The organism is Actinosynnema pretiosum (assembly GCF_024171695.1).
Classification (GTDB): Bacteria; Actinomycetota; Actinomycetes; order Mycobacteriales; family Pseudonocardiaceae; genus Actinosynnema; species Actinosynnema pretiosum.
In genome coordinates, this window is the sequence record NZ_JAMTCF010000038.1 from 1 (window position 1) to 17,877 (window position 17,877).

The 17,877-nt window shown below is 72.6% G+C and carries 14 protein-coding genes; 9 read left to right on the top strand and 5 right to left on the bottom strand.

The features are described from left to right. Both LV78_RS40080 and LV78_RS40085 read left to right on the top strand, forming a co-directional pair. Positions 1–314 (top strand): transposase (locus LV78_RS40080; protein ID WP_253851449.1); only part of this gene is annotated, 314 nt, incomplete at its 5' end. 139 nt (positions 315–453) lie between these two features. After that, entirely contained in the window at positions 454–1,950 is a 1,497-nt protein-coding gene (locus tag LV78_RS40085; protein WP_253851450.1) for a hypothetical protein, read from the top strand. A gap of 1 nt (position 1,951) precedes the next feature. On the opposite strand, the gene LV78_RS40090 is transcribed toward LV78_RS40085, so the two are convergent. Beyond that, positions 1,952–2,566: a GTP pyrophosphokinase gene (locus tag LV78_RS40090; protein WP_253851451.1), complete on the bottom strand. Its 615-nt coding sequence runs from the start codon at positions 2,564–2,566 to the stop codon at positions 1,952–1,954. A gap of 238 nt (positions 2,567–2,804) precedes the next feature. On the opposite strand from LV78_RS40090, the gene LV78_RS41415 reads away from it, so the two are divergent. Further along, positions 2,805–3,680, top strand: a complete 876-nt coding sequence (locus tag LV78_RS41415; RefSeq protein WP_308208814.1) for an EamA family transporter — start codon at positions 2,805–2,807, stop codon at positions 3,678–3,680. 288 nt (positions 3,681–3,968) lie between these two features. On the opposite strand, the gene LV78_RS40105 is transcribed toward LV78_RS41415, so the two are convergent. Both LV78_RS40105 and LV78_RS40110 read right to left on the bottom strand, forming a co-directional pair. Continuing rightward, entirely contained in the window at positions 3,969–4,463 is a 495-nt protein-coding gene (locus tag LV78_RS40105) for an ATP-binding protein (RefSeq protein WP_253851452.1), read from the bottom strand. A 444-nt stretch (positions 4,464–4,907) separates the two neighbouring features. Then, positions 4,908–5,450 carry a YceI family protein gene (locus LV78_RS40110; protein WP_253851453.1) on the bottom strand — a complete coding sequence of 181 codons (543 nt, stop codon included), beginning with the start codon at positions 5,448–5,450 and terminating at the stop codon, positions 4,908–4,910. A gap of 93 nt (positions 5,451–5,543) precedes the next feature. On the opposite strand from LV78_RS40110, the gene LV78_RS40115 reads away from it, so the two are divergent. The 4 genes from LV78_RS40115 to LV78_RS40130 all read left to right on the top strand — a co-directional run bounded on the left by LV78_RS40115 (position 5,544) and on the right by LV78_RS40130 (position 10,318). After that, positions 5,544–6,056 (top strand): MarR family winged helix-turn-helix transcriptional regulator, encoded by a 513-nt coding sequence (locus tag LV78_RS40115; protein WP_253851454.1) that lies wholly within the window; start codon positions 5,544–5,546, stop codon positions 6,054–6,056. Between the two features lie 344 nt (positions 6,057–6,400). Next, positions 6,401–7,372, top strand: coding sequence for an AAA family ATPase (locus tag LV78_RS40120; RefSeq protein ID WP_253851455.1), 972 nt, complete (start codon positions 6,401–6,403; stop codon positions 7,370–7,372). Next, on the top strand, positions 7,369–8,499 hold the full coding sequence (locus LV78_RS40125; RefSeq protein ID WP_253851456.1) for a DUF58 domain-containing protein: 1,131 nt from the start codon (positions 7,369–7,371) through the stop codon (positions 8,497–8,499). Before LV78_RS40120 ends, LV78_RS40125 begins: the two co-directional genes overlap by 4 nt. Positions 8,500–8,650: 151 nt before the next feature. After that, a complete protein-coding gene (locus LV78_RS40130) occupies positions 8,651–10,318 on the top strand; it encodes an AMP-binding protein (protein ID WP_253851457.1) in 1,668 nt (555 codons plus the stop codon). Positions 10,319–10,664: 346 nt separating this feature from the next. Here LV78_RS40130 and LV78_RS40135 read toward each other — a convergent pair whose 3' ends face one another. Further along, complete coding sequence (locus tag LV78_RS40135; protein ID WP_253851458.1) at positions 10,665–10,889, bottom strand: hypothetical protein; 225 nt, start codon at positions 10,887–10,889, stop codon at positions 10,665–10,667. Between the two features lie 223 nt (positions 10,890–11,112). Here LV78_RS40135 and icmF point away from each other — a divergent pair, with 223 nt between their 5' ends. Beyond that, positions 11,113–14,355 (top strand): fused isobutyryl-CoA mutase/GTPase IcmF, encoded by a 3,243-nt coding sequence (icmF, locus tag LV78_RS40140; protein WP_253851459.1) that lies wholly within the window; start codon positions 11,113–11,115, stop codon positions 14,353–14,355. A 129-nt stretch (positions 14,356–14,484) separates the two neighbouring features. Beyond that, positions 14,485–15,471 (top strand): tetratricopeptide repeat protein, encoded by a 987-nt coding sequence (locus LV78_RS40145; protein ID WP_253851460.1) that lies wholly within the window; start codon positions 14,485–14,487, stop codon positions 15,469–15,471. 75 nt (positions 15,472–15,546) lie between these two features. On the opposite strand, the gene LV78_RS40150 is transcribed toward LV78_RS40145, so the two are convergent. Next, a complete protein-coding gene (locus LV78_RS40150; RefSeq protein WP_253851461.1) occupies positions 15,547–17,775 on the bottom strand; it encodes an SDR family oxidoreductase in 2,229 nt (742 codons plus the stop codon). Positions 17,776–17,877: the final 102 nt, after the last annotated feature.

Here is a 17,877-nt window from a genome sequence, read left to right on the forward strand (position 1 = left end):
ACCAGCTGCTCTACCTGGTCATGGACAACTTCTCCCCGCACCGGCACCCCGACGTCCGCGCCTGGGCCGCCGACAACAACACCGAACTGGTGTTCCTGCCGATCTACTCCAGCTGGTTGAACTGGATCGAGTCCGAGTTCGCCGCCCTGCGCTACTTCGCCCTCAACGGCACCGACCACCGCAGCCACACCGAACAGAACGCTGCCATCGCCTCGTTCATCCGCTGGCGCAACGCCCGAGCCCGACCCAAGACCGGCTTCGCCACCGACTCACCCATCCGCACCTGGACCGATTACCCGGCCAGGGCTGCGTGACAAGCCACTAGCCGGCCAGAGGGCAGCGGTCGCGCTGGTCGCCCTGTGGCAGGAGCGTGGGCACGATCTGACGAGGCAATTAGCCGCCCTACTGCGCTGGTACAACCGCGACCACGGACTGGAGTTCCTCGCCGAGCTCGTGCAGTACGGCGTCATGGTGTCGGACAGTCTTAAGACCAAGGCCGTCGATCAGGTGAAGACTCTTCTGGACAGGAACGTCTCGCCGAACGAGTGGCATCGCTGGGCCCACGTGCTGATGGCGCTTTCATCGGAGCGAGTGCTCGACCTGATGCTTGACCTGGCGGGGAAGGACGAAACCGAAGAGGAGCCGCGTTATAACGCTGTGAGGTTCGCGTACCAGCTCTCACCGGAGCGGGCGAGACCTGAGGTTCGAGCCTTTCTCAAGGACAGGAAGGTCAGCAGAGTGGCCAAGCGCACGCTCTTGGCGATGCTCGTAGACAGTGACCGTGAGGCAGCCCTGCGGTTGTGTGAAAATATTGCTGAGAAGGCGAAGCACTCCTCGACCTGCTTGGAAGCGATCGACCTTATCGATGATCATGACTCTGCTCGTGCTATCGACACGTGGGAGCTCGTGGCCACTGCTTGGTGCAAGCAGGACGAGCGTTTGCGTCTAGATGCCGCAATTCGAGTCCTGGAACGTGACTCAGAGCGTGGAGTCGCACTCCTGGTAAATCTCATCGGGATTCTGAAAGACCGTGCGGTGCGCTGGGAAGCCGTTGATATCTGGCCCTCTACTCGCCAGGGTGATTTGAAAGTTGCGCTAGAGGTTTATGCGTACGACCAGAGTCTTGATCTGGTGATTCGGTATGAAGCGTCTTATCTGCTTGCCATCGGGTTTGATGGCGATGTGGGAGTGCTGCTGAAAATGGCGGCTGATAAAGAATTGCCGTCGCATCTTCGGTGGGAGGCCGCGCGGTTTAATCGCGACCTTCCTGAAGCTTTGGGAATCTTCAATGACGTCATTCTCTCTTTTTCTCCCCAAGATCCCTCGGTGATAAGTTCCATTGCCGAACTGGGGAAGCTTCACTATAGGGAAGCGGTAAAGCATCTCGTTAGGTTGGCGCGCGACCCTAAGGTGCCGCTCACTTTACGCCTGGCGGCTGTGGGGGCTGAATTTCCGCCGCTGCAGAACTCGGTTAGGGTTGAACTCTATCGAGGTATTTTATCTGAAGGCGGACTCAGTGATGCTGCCCGACTTGATCTGCTGATCAAGATTCAAGTCGCTGACCTGGGGGTAGGTGATAAACTTTTGCTAGAAGTGGTCCTTAAGCGGATGGGGGGATCTACTTTGCGGGAGGGGGCATTGAAGGCGATTTCCTCGCGTGAGGGTAGATTCTTGGCGTGGTCCTCGATTGCTGTCAGTGGTGGATCGAGGAGCCTGCGAAAAAGGGCATACAGTGCTGCCTGTGTAGCTGATTCCAGTAGAAGCGGCGAACTGGCACTAAAAATGCTCTACCGTGCTGCCGGTAGTGGAAATCTTAGAGAAGAAGTTCGGATTTTCGGCAAGAGGACGGCGATTCGAGCCCTTGAGGAGTTGGTCGAGAAGATTCCTCATGGCAAACGAGGTGAAGCGCAGCGAATCCTTAAGGCGCTCAACGCGGGCAAGCGCCCCTGACTCACTCCCCCCGCTGCACCACGTGGTGCAGCGCCTGCATCCGGTCGTCCAGTTCCGCCGCGATCGCGGCGGTCCGGGTGAGCTCCTCCACGAACCCCGCCGGGACCTGCCGGTCGTACTTGTAGTGCAGCTTGTGCTCCAGCGTCGCCCAGAAGTCCATCGCGATGGTCCGCAGCTGCACCTCCACCTTGACGTGCACCACCTGGTCCGACAGGAACACCGGGATGCGCACGATCACGTGCAGGCTCCGGTACCCGTTCGGCTTCGGGTTGGTGATGTAGTCCTTGGTGAGCAGCACCTCCACGTCGCTCTGCCTGCCCAGCATGGCGGCGACGCGGTACACGTCCGACACGAACGGGCAGATCACGCGGACCCCCGCCACGTCGTCCAGGTGCTCCCCGGCGACGTCCAGGTCCTCCGGCAGGCCCTTGCGGCGCAGTTTGGCCAGGATCGCCTCGGGGCGCTTCACCCGTTGCGTGATGTGCTCGATCGGGTCGTGCCGGTGGACGAGGTCGAACTCCTCGCTGAGGATGCGGAGCTTGGTCATCAGCTCGTCGACCGCGAACTTGTACACCACCAGAGACCGCCGCAGTCCATCCGCGACGTCGATTTCCATGATCTGAGGATACCTTCGCCCCCTGACCGGCCTCGGCTACGATCCGGATCGTGAACACGCACTGGCACGTCGTCCTCCCGCCGCCGGGCGCCTGAACGGGCGCACCGAGGCCGAGCACGCCACCGGGCCGACCCCGAGATCCCAGGCGACCCTCCGAGATCCCGAGCGGTCGACCCGTGAAGAGCCGTGCGCCCGCCCCCATCCCCCTGACGGTCGATGTGGACGGAGAACGACACCAGTGCCATCCCACGCACGCCCGAACAACCCCCTGCACGGCCCCCTCCCGATCCTCGCCGCCTGCGCCCTCTGGGGCACCACCGGCACCGCCAGCTCCTTCGCGCCCGCCTCCGCCCCGGCCATCGCGGTCGGCTCGGCCGGGCTCGTCGTGGGCGGGCTGCTGCTCCTGCTCACCGGGACCGGCGCCCGAGCGGTCGCCGTGGGCGCCGACCGGCGGCTCCTGCTGCTCGGCTCGGTGACCGTCGCCGGGTACGCGCTCGCGTTCTACCCGGCGGTCGCCCGGACCGGCGTGGCGGTCGCCACGACCGTGGCCCTCGCCACCGCGCCGATCGTCCTCGGCCTGCGCGCCCGCCCCGCCCTCACCCTCACCGCCGTCCTCGGGTGCGCGCTCCTCGTCCTCGGCGGCAGCACCGGCGCCACCCGGATCGACCCGCTCGGCGTCGCGCTCGCGGTCGTCGCCGGGCTCTCGTACGCCGCCTACTCGGCGGTCTGCGCGCACCTGATCTCCCTCGGCCACCCGTCGCGGGCGGTCGTGGGGGTGGTGTTCGGGGGCGCCTCGGCGCTCGTGCTGCCGGTGCTGCTCGTCGCGGGGACCTCGTGGATCGTCTCGGCCGCCGGTCTGGCCGTGGTCGCGCACCTCGCGGTGTTCACCACGTTCGTGTCCTACCTGCTGTTCGGCTACGGCCTGCGCCGCACCACCGCCGCCTCGGCCACGACGCTCACCCTCGCCGAACCCGCCGTCGCCGCCGTGCTCGGCGTGGTCGTCGTGGGGGAGCGGCTGCCCTGGGTGTCCTGGGCGGGCATGGCCGTGCTGGCCGTCGCGCTCGCCGCCCTCACCCGCGCGCCCCGCACCCCGGAAACGATCGACGTCACCTGACGGAAAACCCCGGCAGCGGCGAATTCCGCCGACCCGAGGCGGGAATTCGGCGCTGCCGGGGCCACCCGCGCCCGAAAAACGCGCGTCCCCGGTCGAGCTAATGCCGCCGACCATTTCAGGCAAGGGACAGTCACCCGGTCAAGCGAGGGGCCTCACCTCGGCGGGGCGCCCGTCGCCGTCCCAGGCGCGCCGGACCGCCGAGGGTCCCCGGCCCGCGTACAGCGAAACCCCGCCGTGACGGAAGTCACGGCGGGGTTCGTCGCGTCGGCTCGTCCTCGGGGCGCCCGGCTACTCGCCGTGCTGCCCGCCCAACCCGTGCAGGATGCGCTGGATGACCGCCGGATCGACGTCCGGCTCGTCACCCAACCGCTCGGCGGCGGGGGAGCGCCTCGGCTCGCGGCGCGGCAGCGGCACCGACGAGGCGTTCATCCCCGACGGCAGCCCCAGCTCGCACCACACCAGCTTGCCGCCCGCGGTCAGGTCCACCACGCCCGCCCGCGACCCGGACAGCTCCGGCGGCATCGCCACGCGGTCGGCCTCGACCTCGACGGCGAGGTGCTGGCCGGTCAGCCGCAGGCGCACCAGCAGGAAGCCGGGTTGCGACTGGTCGGCGACCTCGACCGCCGCGGCGACGAGTCTGCGCGCTGTCTGGCCCGCCTCGTCCCGCATCGCGGACAGCCGCCACTCGCTCAGCGAGAAGCGCACGAACATCTCCGCGACGTTGACGGCCGTGGGCAACGCGACGAGCCTGATGTCGTCGACCTGCTCGGTCTTGGCGTTCACACCGATCCCTCCTCGCCAGCGTCCGGCGCGTGTGCGCCAGATGGTGCCATGCGTTCGACCGTTGTCACCCACGCGGGGCAGGGACGTGAGCGGACCGTGTCCTCGGCGGCTCGTCGGCTCGGAGCGGTCGAAGGCGACACCACACCTTCCACGCCACCTACTACGGGTGGACCCACCCCCTGGTTCACCTGGACGGGTGGATTAGGTCCGGAAAAAGTACCCCGAGTTGGTCCATGAGCGGAATGGCGACCCGGTCGATGGGGGTCAGGAACACATCTAGGGGGACCACCCGAAGGTGATCCCCCTAGATGTGGACCGGTGGTCGAACGACCGCGCGACGGTCCCGGAGCGTGAGCTCCAGGGCGCGAGACCTGGCGACGAGGCCGGGCGACGATGCGGGGCAGCGCGGCCGGGCAGCGCCAGGGCCCTGAGCCCCGAGCGGGCTCAGGCCTGCTTGGCCAGCTCGATCTCCAGCTTGATCTCGATCTTGTCGCTGACGACCGCGCCCGCCGCGCCGCCGGTCACGCCGAAGTCCTTGCGGCTGATCGAGGTGGTGGCGGTGAAGCCCGCGACCTTGGAGCCCTCGCTCATGCCGTCGCCGAAGCCGTTCACCTCGACCTCCAGGGTGACCGGCTTGGTGACGCCGCGCAGGGTCAGCTCGCCGTCGATGAAGTACTCCTCGCCCTCGGCGCGCAGCGCGGTCGAGGTGAAGGTGATCTTCGGGTGGTTCGCGGTGTCCAGGAAGTCCGGGGACTGGAGGTGGCCGTCGCGGTCGGCGTTGCGGGTGTCGACGGTGGTGGCGTCGATGGTCGCGGTGACCGTGGACTCCAGGGGGTTCTCGGCGGTGACGACCGAGCCCTCGAAGGTGCCGAAGTGGCCGCGGACCTTGGAGATGCCCAGGTGGCGGACCGTGAACGAGACGTCCGAGTGCACGGGGTCGATCGCCCAGGAGCCGGTCAGGTAGCCGGGGATCTGCGTCGAGGTCATGCGGGTTGTCCTCCTCGGTAGTGCTGGTTGAACTCTCAACTTCAACCTACCGCAACCTGATTGAGAGTTCAACCAACAACGTATGATGGTGGGATGAGCGATGTGCGGTGGTTGAGCGCGGACGAGCAGCGCGTGTGGCGTTCCTTCATGACCGCCGTGACCCGGTTCACCGAGCACCTGGACCGCCAGCTCCAACGCGACTCCGGCATGCCGATGGCCTACTACGAGATCCTCGTGGCCCTGTCCGAGTCCGAGGGCCGCGCTCTGAGGATGAGCGAACTGGCCGATCTCTGCCACTCGTCCCGAAGCAGGCTCTCGCACGCCGTGGCCAAGCTGGAGAAGCAGGGCTGGGTGGCCAGGCGGGCCTGCCCCTCCGACCGGCGCGGGTCGATCGCCGAGCTGACCGACGCCGGGTTCGCCGCGCTCGCCGAGGCCGCCCCCGGTCACGTCGGGGCCGTGCGCTCGCACCTGTTCGACGTGCTCACGCCCGAGCAGCTCGGCGACCTCGACCGGATCGCGCAGGCGATCAGCGGCGGCCTGAGCGGAGAGTGCGCGCAGGTCCGGGCCGAGCGCGAGGCCGAGCGCGAGGCCGAGGGCGACTGCTGAGACCCGGCCCGCGCCCGTCCAAGACCCGTCCGGCGGCCCGCGCTCAGCGCCCCGCTGCGCCCCTTCGGGGGGCTTGACAGTGGATCTTGCGTCCGGACCCGCGTTCGGCGCGTCCCGGCCGCTCTGGGCCGGTGGAACCGGGCTCGTGGCCGACCGAGGGCACGTTCGGGTCACTACGTTCCCCCGAAGGGGTGGCGCGAGCGGGTCGGCGCGGGACAGGATGGGCGCCTCCGGGCCGGACGCCCCTCGGGGCGCGGCGGTGCTGCCGGTGGTCCGGCCGGAGCCCCCTGCCCGACCGCGACCGCCCTGGGCGCGGCGCGGCCCCCGGTCGAACGAGGAGCCCGGTGACCAGTACTGCCACCCCCGCGATCGGCGTCGACGAGATCGCGGCGTTCCGCGAGCTGCACACCCGGCTCGGCGACGCCGTCGCCACCGCCCTGCTCGGCAAGCGCGAGGTCGTCGACCTGGTGCTCGTGTCCCTGTTCGCGGGCGGCCACGTGCTCCTGGAGGACGTGCCGGGCACCGGCAAGACCACGCTCGCCCGCGCCGTCGCCACCGCCCTCGGCGGGGTGTCCCGGCGCGTCCAGCTCACCCCCGACCTGCTGCCGTCGGACCTGACCGGCGCCCCGGTGTACGACCCGCAGACCGGCCAGGTCCGCTTCCGCCCCGGCCCCGTCTTCGCGAACGTCCTGCTCGCCGACGAGCTCAACCGCGCCTCGGCCAAGACCCAGTCCGCGCTGCTGGAGGTCATGGCCGAGGGCACCGTCACCGCCGACGGCGTCACCCACCCCGTGCCCACCCCGTTCCTGGTCGTCGCCACCCAGAACCCGGTCGACCTGGACGGCACCTACCGGCTGCCCGAGGCCCAGCTCGACCGGTTCGCCCTGCGCACCGCGATCGGCTACCCCGACGCCCCGCACGAGCTGGACGTCCTGCGCCCCGGCAGCGGCGCCGGCCACGTCCCCGCGGTGCCCACCGTCACCTCGCCGCAGGTCGTCGCCGACCACGGTCGCAGGCTCGCCTCGGTGCACGTCCCCGAGCCGGTCCTGCGCCACCTCACCGACCTGGCCGCCCGCACCCGCACCGACCCCCGCCTGCGGCTGGGCGCCAGCACCAGGGGCCTGCGGTCGCTGGTGCGCTGCGCCCAGGTCCTGGCCGCCACGCGCGGTCGGCACGCCGTCGAGCCCGACGACGTGCGCGACCTGGTCGAACCGGTCCTCGCGCACCGCCTCGCGCTCACCAGGCAGGCCCAGCTCGCGGGCGCCACCACGACCGGGGTGCTCGCCGAGGCGGTCGCGGCCCTGGACGCCCGGTGACCCGCGTCCGCCTCACCGGCCGGGGCGCGGCCGTGCTCGCGGTCGGCGCGGCGCTGCTCGCGGCGGGCGCCCTGCACCCCGCGCTGGCCGCGCTCGGCCTGGTCCCGGTGGCCCTGACCTGCGCGGTCTTCCTGCTCGCCGCGCGCCAGGTCCCCGCCCGCCCGCGCCGCACCGTGCGGCCGTCGACCGCGCGCAGGCTCGACCCGTGCACCCGCACGATCGAGCTGACCGCCCCCGGCGGGCGGCTGACCGCGCGGTTCTCCGCCACCGAGCGGGTCGGCGGGCGGGACGTGCCGGTCCGGTTCCCGGTGCTGCGCCCCGGCGGGACGACCACCGCCGAGTACCCGGTGCCCACCGACCGGCGCGGCGTGCTCGACCTCGGCCCGCTGCTGCTGACCAGGCGCGGACCGGTCGGGCTCGTGGTGACGCGGACCGAGCTGCCCGAGGTCGACCAGGTGCGGGTGGCGCCCAGGGTGCTGCCGGTGCTCGGGATGCCCGGCCGGGTCGGGCGCGGGCCGGTCGGCGCGGACGAGCTGGTCGACCCGGCGGGCGCGGACCTGGTCGGGCTGCGCCCGCACCGGCCCGGCGACGCGCTGCGCGGGCTGCACTGGGGCGCGTCCGCGCGGGCGGGCGCGCTGGTGGTCCGGGAGGACGCCGCGCCGACGCGCGCCCGCCTGGCCGTGCTGCTGGACGACCGAGCCGCCGCCCACCCGGACCCCGCCGGGTTCGAGGACGCCGTCGAGGTCGCGGCGTCGCTGCTGGTCGCGGCGGTCGACGACGGCCACCCGGCGCACCTGCTGTCCACGGGGGGAGCGCTGGACGCGGAGCTGGCCGCGCACGATCCCGACCTCGCGCGCACCGGGCTGGCCGACGTCGCGCTCACGCCGGGCGACCGCCCCGCCGCGACCGTCCCCGACCGGGACCTGGACGTGCTGGCGGCGGTGAGCGGACCGGGCGCGGACCTGGCCGCGCTCGTGCTGGAGGCCGCGCGGGCCTCGGTGGGCGTGGTGCTGGTGCTGGACCCGGCGGCCGAGCCCGAGGTCACCGCGAGCGGGACCGTCCTGGTGCTGCGCGCGCCCTCCGCCGAGGGCCTGGTGGACGCCTGGAACACGACCGTCGCCCGGTGACCCCGCCGACCCCCGACCGGACGGCCTGCCTCCCGTCCAGTGGGAAGCGGACAATTCGGGGGACGTCCGCGAACTGGGCAAAAAGCCCGTTCACCTGTGCTTTTCCCCATCGGCACTGGCTATTCCGGTCCGTGGGAGCAAGCATTCCGGCATGACCTTCCGCCAAGCCCGCGACTTCCTCCTCCAGCACGCCGACGACCACGACGCCGCCCGCGCGGGCTTCGCCTGGCCCGACCTCGCCGAGTTCAACTGGGCCCTGGACTGGTTCGACGAGATCGCCCGCGACAACGACCGCACCGCGCTGTGGATCGTGGAGGAGGACGGCTCCGAGGGCCGCTGGTCGTTCGCCGAGCTGTCCCGCCGCTCCGCGCAGGTCGCGAACTGGCTGCGCGCGGTCGGCGTCGAGCGCGGCGACCGGGTCGTGCTCATGCTCGGCAACCAGGTGCAGCTGTGGGAGACCCTGCTCGGCGCGATGAAGCTCGGCGCCGTCGTCATCCCCGCCACCACCCTGCTCGGCCCCGCCGACCTGCGGGACCGCGTCGAGCGCGGCGGCGCCAGGCACGTCGTCGTCACCAGCGAGGACGCGCCCAAGTTCGCCGAGGTCCCCGGCGACTACACCCGCGTCGCGGTCGGCGCCCCGGTCGACGGCTGGCTCGACTTCGCCGACAGCGAGCGCGCCGACGCCGCGTTCACCCCCGACGCGCCCACCCGCGCCGACGACACCCTGCTGCTCTACTTCACCTCCGGCACCACCGCCGCGCCGAAGCTGGTCGAGCACACCCACGCCTCCTACCCGGTCGGGCACCTGTCCACCATGTACTGGCAGGGCCTGCGCCCCGGCGACGTGCACCTGAACATCTCCTCGCCCGGCTGGGCCAAGCACGCCTGGAGCAACGTCTTCGCCCCGTGGAACGCCGAGGCCACGGTGTTCGTGCACAACTACCGCCGGTTCGACGCGGCCAGGCTCATGGCGGAGATGGACCGCTGCGGGGTGACCAGCTTCTGCGCGCCGCCGACCGTGTGGCGGATGCTCATCCAGGCCGACCTGACCGCGCTGCGGGTGCCGCCGGAGAAGGTCGTCGGCGCGGGCGAGCCGCTCAACCCCGAGGTGATCGAGCGGGTCGCGGAGGCGTGGGGGGTGACCGTGCGGGACGGGTTCGGGCAGACCGAGACGACCGTGCAGATCGCGAACACGCCCGGTCAGCCGGTCAAGCCGGGGTCGATGGGGCGGCCGGTGCCCGGTTACGAGGTGGTGCTGGTCGACCCGATCACCGGGCGGCCGGGGACCGAGGGCGAGATCTGCCTGGACCTGTCCCGCAGGCCGCTCGGGCTGATGGTCGGCTACCACGGCGACCCCGAGCGCACCGCCGAGGTGATGCGCGGCGGGTACTACCACACCGGGGACGTCGCGTCGGTGGACGAGGACGGGTACCTGACCTACGTCGGGCGCACGGACGACCTGTTCAAGGCCTCGGACTACCGGATCTCGCCGTTCGAGCTGGAGAGCGTGCTGCTGGAGCACGAGGCGGTGGCCGAGGCGGCGGTGGTGCCCTCGCCGGACCCGGTGCGGCTGGCGGTGCCGAAGGCGCACGTGGTGCTCGCGCCGGGCTGGGAGCCGACGGCGGAGACGGCGCTCGCGGTGCTGCGGCACGCGCGCGAGCGGCTGGCCCCGTACAAGCGGGTGCGGCGGCTGGAGTTCGGGCCGCTGCCCAAGACGATCTCCGGGAAGATCCGCCGGGTCGAGCTGCGCGAGCAGGAGGACGGCGGGCGGCCCGACGGCGAGCACCGCGAGGAGGACTTCCCGCAGCTGCGCGGGTGACCTGCGGTTCTCGCGGTCCGACCTGCGGGTTTCGCGGGTGGGGCCGCGGTTTTCGAGGGCCGACCCCCGCGGGCGAGGGGCGCGGGGGCGTGGCCCTGGGAACTCCGGTCCGCCCCACGGCACGGGGGCGGGCGGCGCGATCGCCGCGGAGCGGGGCTAGCAGCTCGTGGCTTCCCCCTTCGGACCGTCCTCGGTGACGGTCCGGTCGTGGGGCGGCAGGGGCCCGAGGCGGTGGCCGGTCGGTGCGCTGCCGGGTGGTGCTGGTGCCGCCGGAACCGCTCGGCGGCGGCTCGGGCCGAACCCGTTCGGCGTCACGCCACGCGCGTTCGGCGTTCCGGCTCTACGCTCACTCCTGCGGGTCCGGCTTGCGCCTGCGCCCGCCCCCGGACGCCGAGGAGCGCGACTGCGGCTCGGCGGGCTCGGCGGGCGGGAGACCCGCGCCGGGCGTGCCGAGGCCGGGCGTGAGCCCGGAGGTGATGCCCGGGACAGGCGCGGGCTTGGGCGCTTCACCGGTCGTGCCGTCGCCGAGGTGGATGGCTGCCAACTCGTCGTAGATCGGTGTGTTGGTCATCGATGGTCCTTACCCCTTTTGGTCGCAAGTTACACGCTCCCCGCAGGCAAAAGCGCGCAGGGTCGCTCCCCGGATTCCCCGGCTGGTGGCCGTGACCAGAAATCCTCCGACTTCCGATAGACGGACTTCCTAGTATCGTCGGGCGCAGGCCCCGCCGACCGGCGATCCCGGCGGCTCCGGGGCCACCGCGCACCCCCGCGACAGCGAAGTCGGAGGACAGAACGTGACCGCCGCTCCCCAGCCGCACGTGCCCCGCAACCCGGTCCGCTTCGTCACCGCGGCGAGCCTGTTCGACGGCCACGACGCCGCCATCAACATCATGCGCCGCATCCTCCAGTCGCAGGGCGCGGAGGTGGTCCACCTGGGGCACAACCGCTCGGTCCGCGAGGTGGTCGACGCGGCGATCCAGGAGGACGCGCAGGGCGTCGCCATCAGCGCCTACCAGGGCGGGCACGTCGAGTACTTCAGCTACCTCGTCGACCTGCTCCGCGAGCGCGGCGCTGGCCACGTCAAGGTGTTCGGCGGCGGTGGCGGTGTGATCGTGCCCGAGGAGATCGAGCTGCTGCACCAGCGCGGCGTGACCAGGATCTTCTCCCCCGCCGACGGCCAGGAGCTGGGCCTGGCGCGCATGATCAACCTGATGGTGCGCGAGTGCGACCACGACCTCGCCGACCCCGCCCGCGTCGACCGGTCCGCCCTGCTCACCGGCAGCGCCGACGCCCTCGCCGCGACCATCACCCTGGCCGAGGCCGGTCGCCTGCCGGAGGAGCTGCGCGCCGGGCTGGAGGCCGCCGCCACCGCCCGCCGGGTCCCCGTGCTGGGCATCACCGGCACCGGCGGCTCCGGCAAGTCCTCGCTCACCGACGAGCTGGTCCGCCGCTTCCGCCTCGACCAGCAGGACAAGCTCCGCATCGCGGTGCTCGCCGTCGACCCCACCCGCCGCCGGGGCGGCGGCGCGCTGCTGGGCGACCGCATCCGGATGAACTGCCTGGAGGGCGACCGGGTGTTCTTCCGGTCGATGGCCACCCGGCGCGCCGGGTCCGAGGTGCCGGACGGGCTGGCCGACGCGATCCTTGCCTGCAAGGCCGCCGGGTTCGACCTGGTCGTGGTGGAGACGCCCGGCATCGGGCAGGGCGACGCGGCGATCGTGCCGTTCGTCGACCGGTCCCTGTACGTGATGACCCCGGAGTTCGGCGCGGCCTCCCAGCTGGAGAAGATCGACATGCTGGACTTCGCCGACGCCGTGGCGATCAACAAGTTCGAGCGGCGCGGGGCCGACGACGCGCGCCGGGACGTGGCCCGCCAGCTCGTGCGCAACCGGGAGGCGTTCGGGTCGTCCTGGGAGGACATGCCGGTCTACGGCACCAGCGCCGCGACCTTCAACGACGACGGCGTCACCGCCCTCTACCAGCACCTGCGCGACGGGCTGGCCGAGCACGGGCTGCGGCTGGACGAGGGCGCGCTGCCGCAGGTGGGCGGCCGGGTGTCCACGGCGGCGGCCACCGTCGTGCCCGCCTCCCGGTCCCGCTACCTGGCCGAGATCGCCGAGACGGTGCGCGGGTACCACCGCGCCACCGAGACCCAGGTCGACGCGGTGCGCCGGGTCGCGCACCTGGAGGCCGCCCGCGCCGAGCTGGTGTCCGCAGGTCACGACGCCGACGCGCTGGACGCGCTGATCGTGGGCGCGCGCCGCCGCGTCGACGGGGCGGTCGCCGAGCTGCTGGAGGCCTGGCCGTCGGTGGTCGAGGACTACTCCGGCGACGAGCTGGTGGTGAAGGTCCGCGACCGCGAGCTGCGCACCGCGCTGACCCGCACCACCCTGTCCGGCAACCGGGTGCGCCGGGTCGCGCTGCCCCGGCACGACGAGCCCGGCGCGCTGCTGCGGTTCCTGCGCGCCGAGAACCTGCCCGGCCGGTTCCCGTTCACCGCCGGGGTGTTCCCGTTCAAGCGCGAGGGCGAGGACCCGGCGCGCATGTTCGCCGGCGAGGGCGACGCGTTCCGCACCAACCGGCGGTTCAAGTACCTCTCCCAGGGCTCGGCGGCGACCCGGCTGTCCACCGCGTTCGACTCGGTCACCCTGTACGGGCGCGACCCCGACACCCCGCCGGACGTGTACGGCAAGGTCGGCACGTCCGGGGTGTCCATCGCGACCCTGGAGGACATGCGGGCCCTGTACGCGGGGTTCGACCTGACCGCGCCCACCACGTCGGTGTCCATGACGATCAACGGGCCCGCGCCGACGATCCTGGCGTTCTTCCTCAACACCGTGATCGACCAGCGGGTGGACGCGTTCCGCGCCGAGCACGACCGCGAGCCCGACGAGGCCGAGCGGGAGGAGCTGACCGCGTGGGCGCTGGCGAACGTGCGCGGCACGGTGCAGGCGGACATCCTCAAGGAGGACCAGGGGCAGAACACCTGCATCTTCTCCACCGAGTTCAGCCTGCGGATGATGGCCGACGTGCAGGAGTGGTTCATCCGGCGCGGGGTGCGGAACTTCTACTCGGTGTCGATCTCCGGCTACCACATCGCCGAGGCCGGGGCGAACCCCATCAGCCAGCTCGCGTTCACCCTGGCCAACGGGTTCACCTACGTCGAGTCGTACCTGGCGCGCGGGATGTCGATCGACGACTTCGCGCCGAACCTGTCGTTCTTCTTCTCGAACGGGATGGACGCCGAGTACAGCGTCATCGGACGGGTGGCGCGGCGGATCTGGGCCGTGACGATGCGCGACAGGTACGGCGCGGGGGAGCGGTCGCAGAAGTTCAAGTACCACGTGCAGACCTCCGGGCGGTCGCTGCACGCGCAGGAGATGGACTTCAACGACATCCGCACCACGCTGCAGGCGCTGTGCGCGCTGTACGACAACTGCAACTCGTTGCACACCAACGCCTACGACGAGGCGGTGACCACGCCGACCGAGTCGTCGGTGCGGCGCGCCATGGCCATCCAGCTGATCATCACCAGGGAGTGGGGGCTGTCGGCGAACGAGAACCCGCTGCAGGGGTCGTTCGTGGTCGACGAGCTGACGGACCTGGTGGAGGAGGCCGTGCTGGCGGAGTTCGACCGGATCTCCGAGCGGGGCGGGGTGCTCGGGGCGATGGAGACCGGGTACCAGCGCGGGCGCATCCAGGACGAGTCGATGCTGTACGAGCAGCGCAAGCACGACGGCTCGCTGCCACTCGTCGGGGTGAACACGTTCCTGCCCGAAGGTGGCGGGCGGGAACCGGTGGTGATCGAGCTGGCGCGCGCCACCGAGGAGGAGAAGCGCTCGCAGGTGGAGCGGACCCGCGACTTCGCGGCGCGCAACGCGGACGCGTCGCGGGAGGCGCTGCGGCGGCTCAAGGAGGCGGCGGCGTCGGGGGAGAACGTGTTCGAGGTGCTGGTGGACGCGGCGCGGGTGTGCACGCTCGGGCAGGTGACGGAGGCGTTCTTCGAGGTCGGGGGGCAGTACCGGCGCAACGTGTAGGCCGGTTCCCTGCGGGCGCGGGGGAAACCGGGGCGGACCGGACGCCTGCGTGCCACGATCGGGTGGGGGTTGGTCGCTGTCACGCGGGGCGGACGCCCGGCGTCCGCGCCGGGTCTGGGGGATGGCCTGGTGGAGCACGGGTGCGCGGGGTGGGGTTGTGGCGGGGTCGTGGTCGTCGGCGGGACGGCGGCAGGCGGGCTTCAGGTCGGGGGGCTTCCGGCCGGTGGTGAGCCGGACGACGAGCCCCCGGACGACCGCTCGGCCGGACCGCTCGGAGCGCTCGGGCCGCCTGGACCGCTCGGACCGCCCGGCCCCGGCCCCGGCCCGCAGGCGTGCCGCGACTGCAAGCGCGTGCTGTGCGCGGGCTGCGCGGCCCGGCGCACCCGCTGCCTGCCGTGCGGCGGCCCGCTGGTCGGCCAGGCCCAGTGGTCCCGCCTGCTCGCCGACCGCCCGCCGGGCGCGGTCCGGCTGTGCGCCCAGGGCGCCGCGCTGGCCGCCGAGCACCGCCCGGCCGAGGCCCTGACCAGGCTCGACCGCGCGATCCAGGCCCGACCGGACTACGTGGAGGCCAGGTCGAGGCGGGGCGCGCTGCTGGTGGACCGGGGCGACCTGGACGCGGCCCTCGCCGACTACGACCGGGTGATCGCCCTGGAACCGGACCACCCGCCCGCGTGGTACGACCGGGCGACCGCCCTGACCCTGCGCGGTCACCTGCCCGAGGCGGTGGCGGCGTACGACGAGGCGGTGGCCCGCTGCCCCAGCTTCCTGGCCGCGCACGTCAACCGCGCCGTGGCGGTGCTGGAGCTGGGCGAGGCGGAACGCGCGCTGCGGCTGTGCGACGAGGCGGCCCGCGTCCTGGCCGGTCCCGGCGACGTCGAGGGCGACCGCGCCTCGGGCGCCCACCTGGCGGGCGCCCGAGGCGCGTGCCTGCTGGCCCTGGACCGCCCGACCGAGGCCCTGGAAGCCCTGGACGCGGCGATCGGCGACGGCCCCGGCGAGCCGAACATGCTGCGCAACCGGGCACTGGCCCTGCTGCGCCTCGGGCGGCTGGAGGAGGCGCGGGCGGCGGCGATCACCGCGCGGAGAGCGGCCCGACGACGGCCCGGCCCGTCCTGAAAGCGGGAGGTGGAGCGGAAGGGGGCGCCCGCCACCCGGCGAACGCCCCCTCCACGACCGTCCCGTCCGAGGGCCCTACCGCGCCCCGGCCCGCTCACGGGCCTGCGCCCGCAGCGCCATCGCCGCGCGCTCCAACGTCCCGAGCACCCCCGGCGGCAGCTCCTGGCTGCGCCCGACGACCTCCTGCAGCATCACCTGCATCGGCGTCGTCTCCTCCGGCTCCACCACCGCCAGCACCTTGAACACCGTCCCCGGCGCGAACAGCACCCGCTCCTGCAGCACGCTCCCGAACGAGTCCACCACGGTCACCCGGCGCCCGGTCGTGGACCACACCACGAACTCCACGCGACCGTCCACCGGCATCGACGGCCCGGCCACCGTGCTCAGCACCGCCGCGTCCGCCAGCAGGTCCCCGGTGCGCAGCCGCCTGGCCTCGCCCCAGCCCACCGTCACGCCCTGGTGCACCGGCAGCCGCCGCAAACCCGACACCACGCCAGCCGCGTGCGGCCACAACCGGCCGAGCCTGCCGGTGCGGAACGCCTCCGTCAGCAGCTCGTGGTCCTGGGTCAGGAACGCCGACACCGCCGCCAGGTCGGTGACCACGGCCTCGAACGCCTCCGGGTCCGACGGCCGCTCGGCCAGGTGCCTGCACGCCACGGCCGCGTGCTCGCCGTACCGCTCGCCCATCATCCGCCGCAGCGCGTCCCGCTCCATCTCGGTGCTGCGGTGCTCCGGCGGCACGGTCTCCTCGCCGGACTGCTCCTCCCACGTCGGGCTCACCGGCGCGGGCAGCGGGCCGTCCACGCTCAGCGGCACCGGCACCTCCGGCACCGACGGCTCCGGCGGCTCCTCGGCGACCGGCGGGCGCGGCATCGGCGTCGGGTCGCAGAACACGACCTTCAGCAGCCTGCGCACCTCCGGCTCCAGCCGCTCCACCAGCGACGCGCCCGCCACCGCGACCGCGCCCGCCGTCGTGCGACCGGGCGTGCCCACGGTCAGCCGCGCCCACTCCGGGTCCACCGGCAGCGCCCGCACCTCCGTGGTGGTGCCGTCCTCCGCGTCGTGCACCCAGAGCCCGGACGGCACGACCTCCAGCACCACGCCGCCGCCCAGGTCGAACACGCCGGGCGCGCGCTCCACCAGGCTGTGCACCGGCGGCCGGTACGCGGCGACCAGCGGGCCGGAGCCCGGCCGGTACGCGACCTCGGTGACGTACGGCCGCCAGGTCGGCTGGCCCTGCGGGTTGACCGCGACCACCGACGCGCCCATGCGCAACATCCCCACCGGCAGTCCGGTGTACAGCGCGACCGGCTCACCCAGCTGGTCGGCGACCGACTGGGCGGCGTGCTCGCCGCCGAACCACACCAGCCGCACGCGGGTGCGCGCCGCCGTCGGCAACCCGCCGATCAGCCTGCACACCTCCTCGACCGGGATGGGCGGCTGGCCGGGACCGCCGACCACGACGGTGAGCACGTTGTCCCGGCACGGCAGCGACAGCACCGCCCGCGCCTCCGGCGAGTTCGGGTCGAACGCCACCCGCTGGGCGCGCAGCCACAACCCGGACGGGATCGGCTCGCTGATGCCGACCTCGCCGGTCGGCCACGGCGAGTTCGGGTCGACCGCCTCCCACTGGGGCACCGGGAACCGGCGGCCCATCGGCGTCGGCGACGCGCCGGGCAGGAACCGCAGCCAGGCGCCGTAACCGCCGCCCGTCCCGGTCACGAACACCACGCCGGGCACGATGGCCAGCGCCCCGTCCGGGGCGACGACCTCGGCCTGGAGCTGCTCGGCGAGCCACTGGGCGGGCGCGGTCGGGCGCATCGACCCGGCGTGCGAGACCACCAGCCGCACCGGCCCGCGACCCTGCAGGGCCACGGCGACGGCGGGCCAGAACGCGGCCTCCTCGGCGGGCGGCACGTCCACCACGACCACGGTCCGCCCGCGCTCCACGGGCAGCGACCTGGCCAGGTTCGTGGCCGACGCGGTCACCCCGGAGGGCTGGCCGACCACGAGCGCGGCCCCGGCGAACGAGGTGGTGAACGGCTCTGGCTCGTCCTGCTGCGGGTAGGCGGGCTCCGAGGCGTACACGGACGAGGACGGGCTGAGCGAGCCGGATCTGCTCTCGCCCTGGGCCGAAGCGCCCAGCGCGGAGCTCCCGATGGCGGAACCTCCCAGCGCGGGACCTCCCAGCGCTGAGCCGATGGTCCCGGTCGTGGCGTTGGGGTCGGGGTACACGGAGCCCGACGGTTCGGTGTACACCGTGTCGGCGTACGAGTTGTCCGGCGTCACCGGTTCTCCGATCACCGATGGCGGCGGTGGTGGTGGCATGGGGGGCAGGGGGGCCGGTGGGGGCGGTGGGACGACCGGCTCGTCCTTCTGCGAGGAACGGCGGAACATCACAGCGCC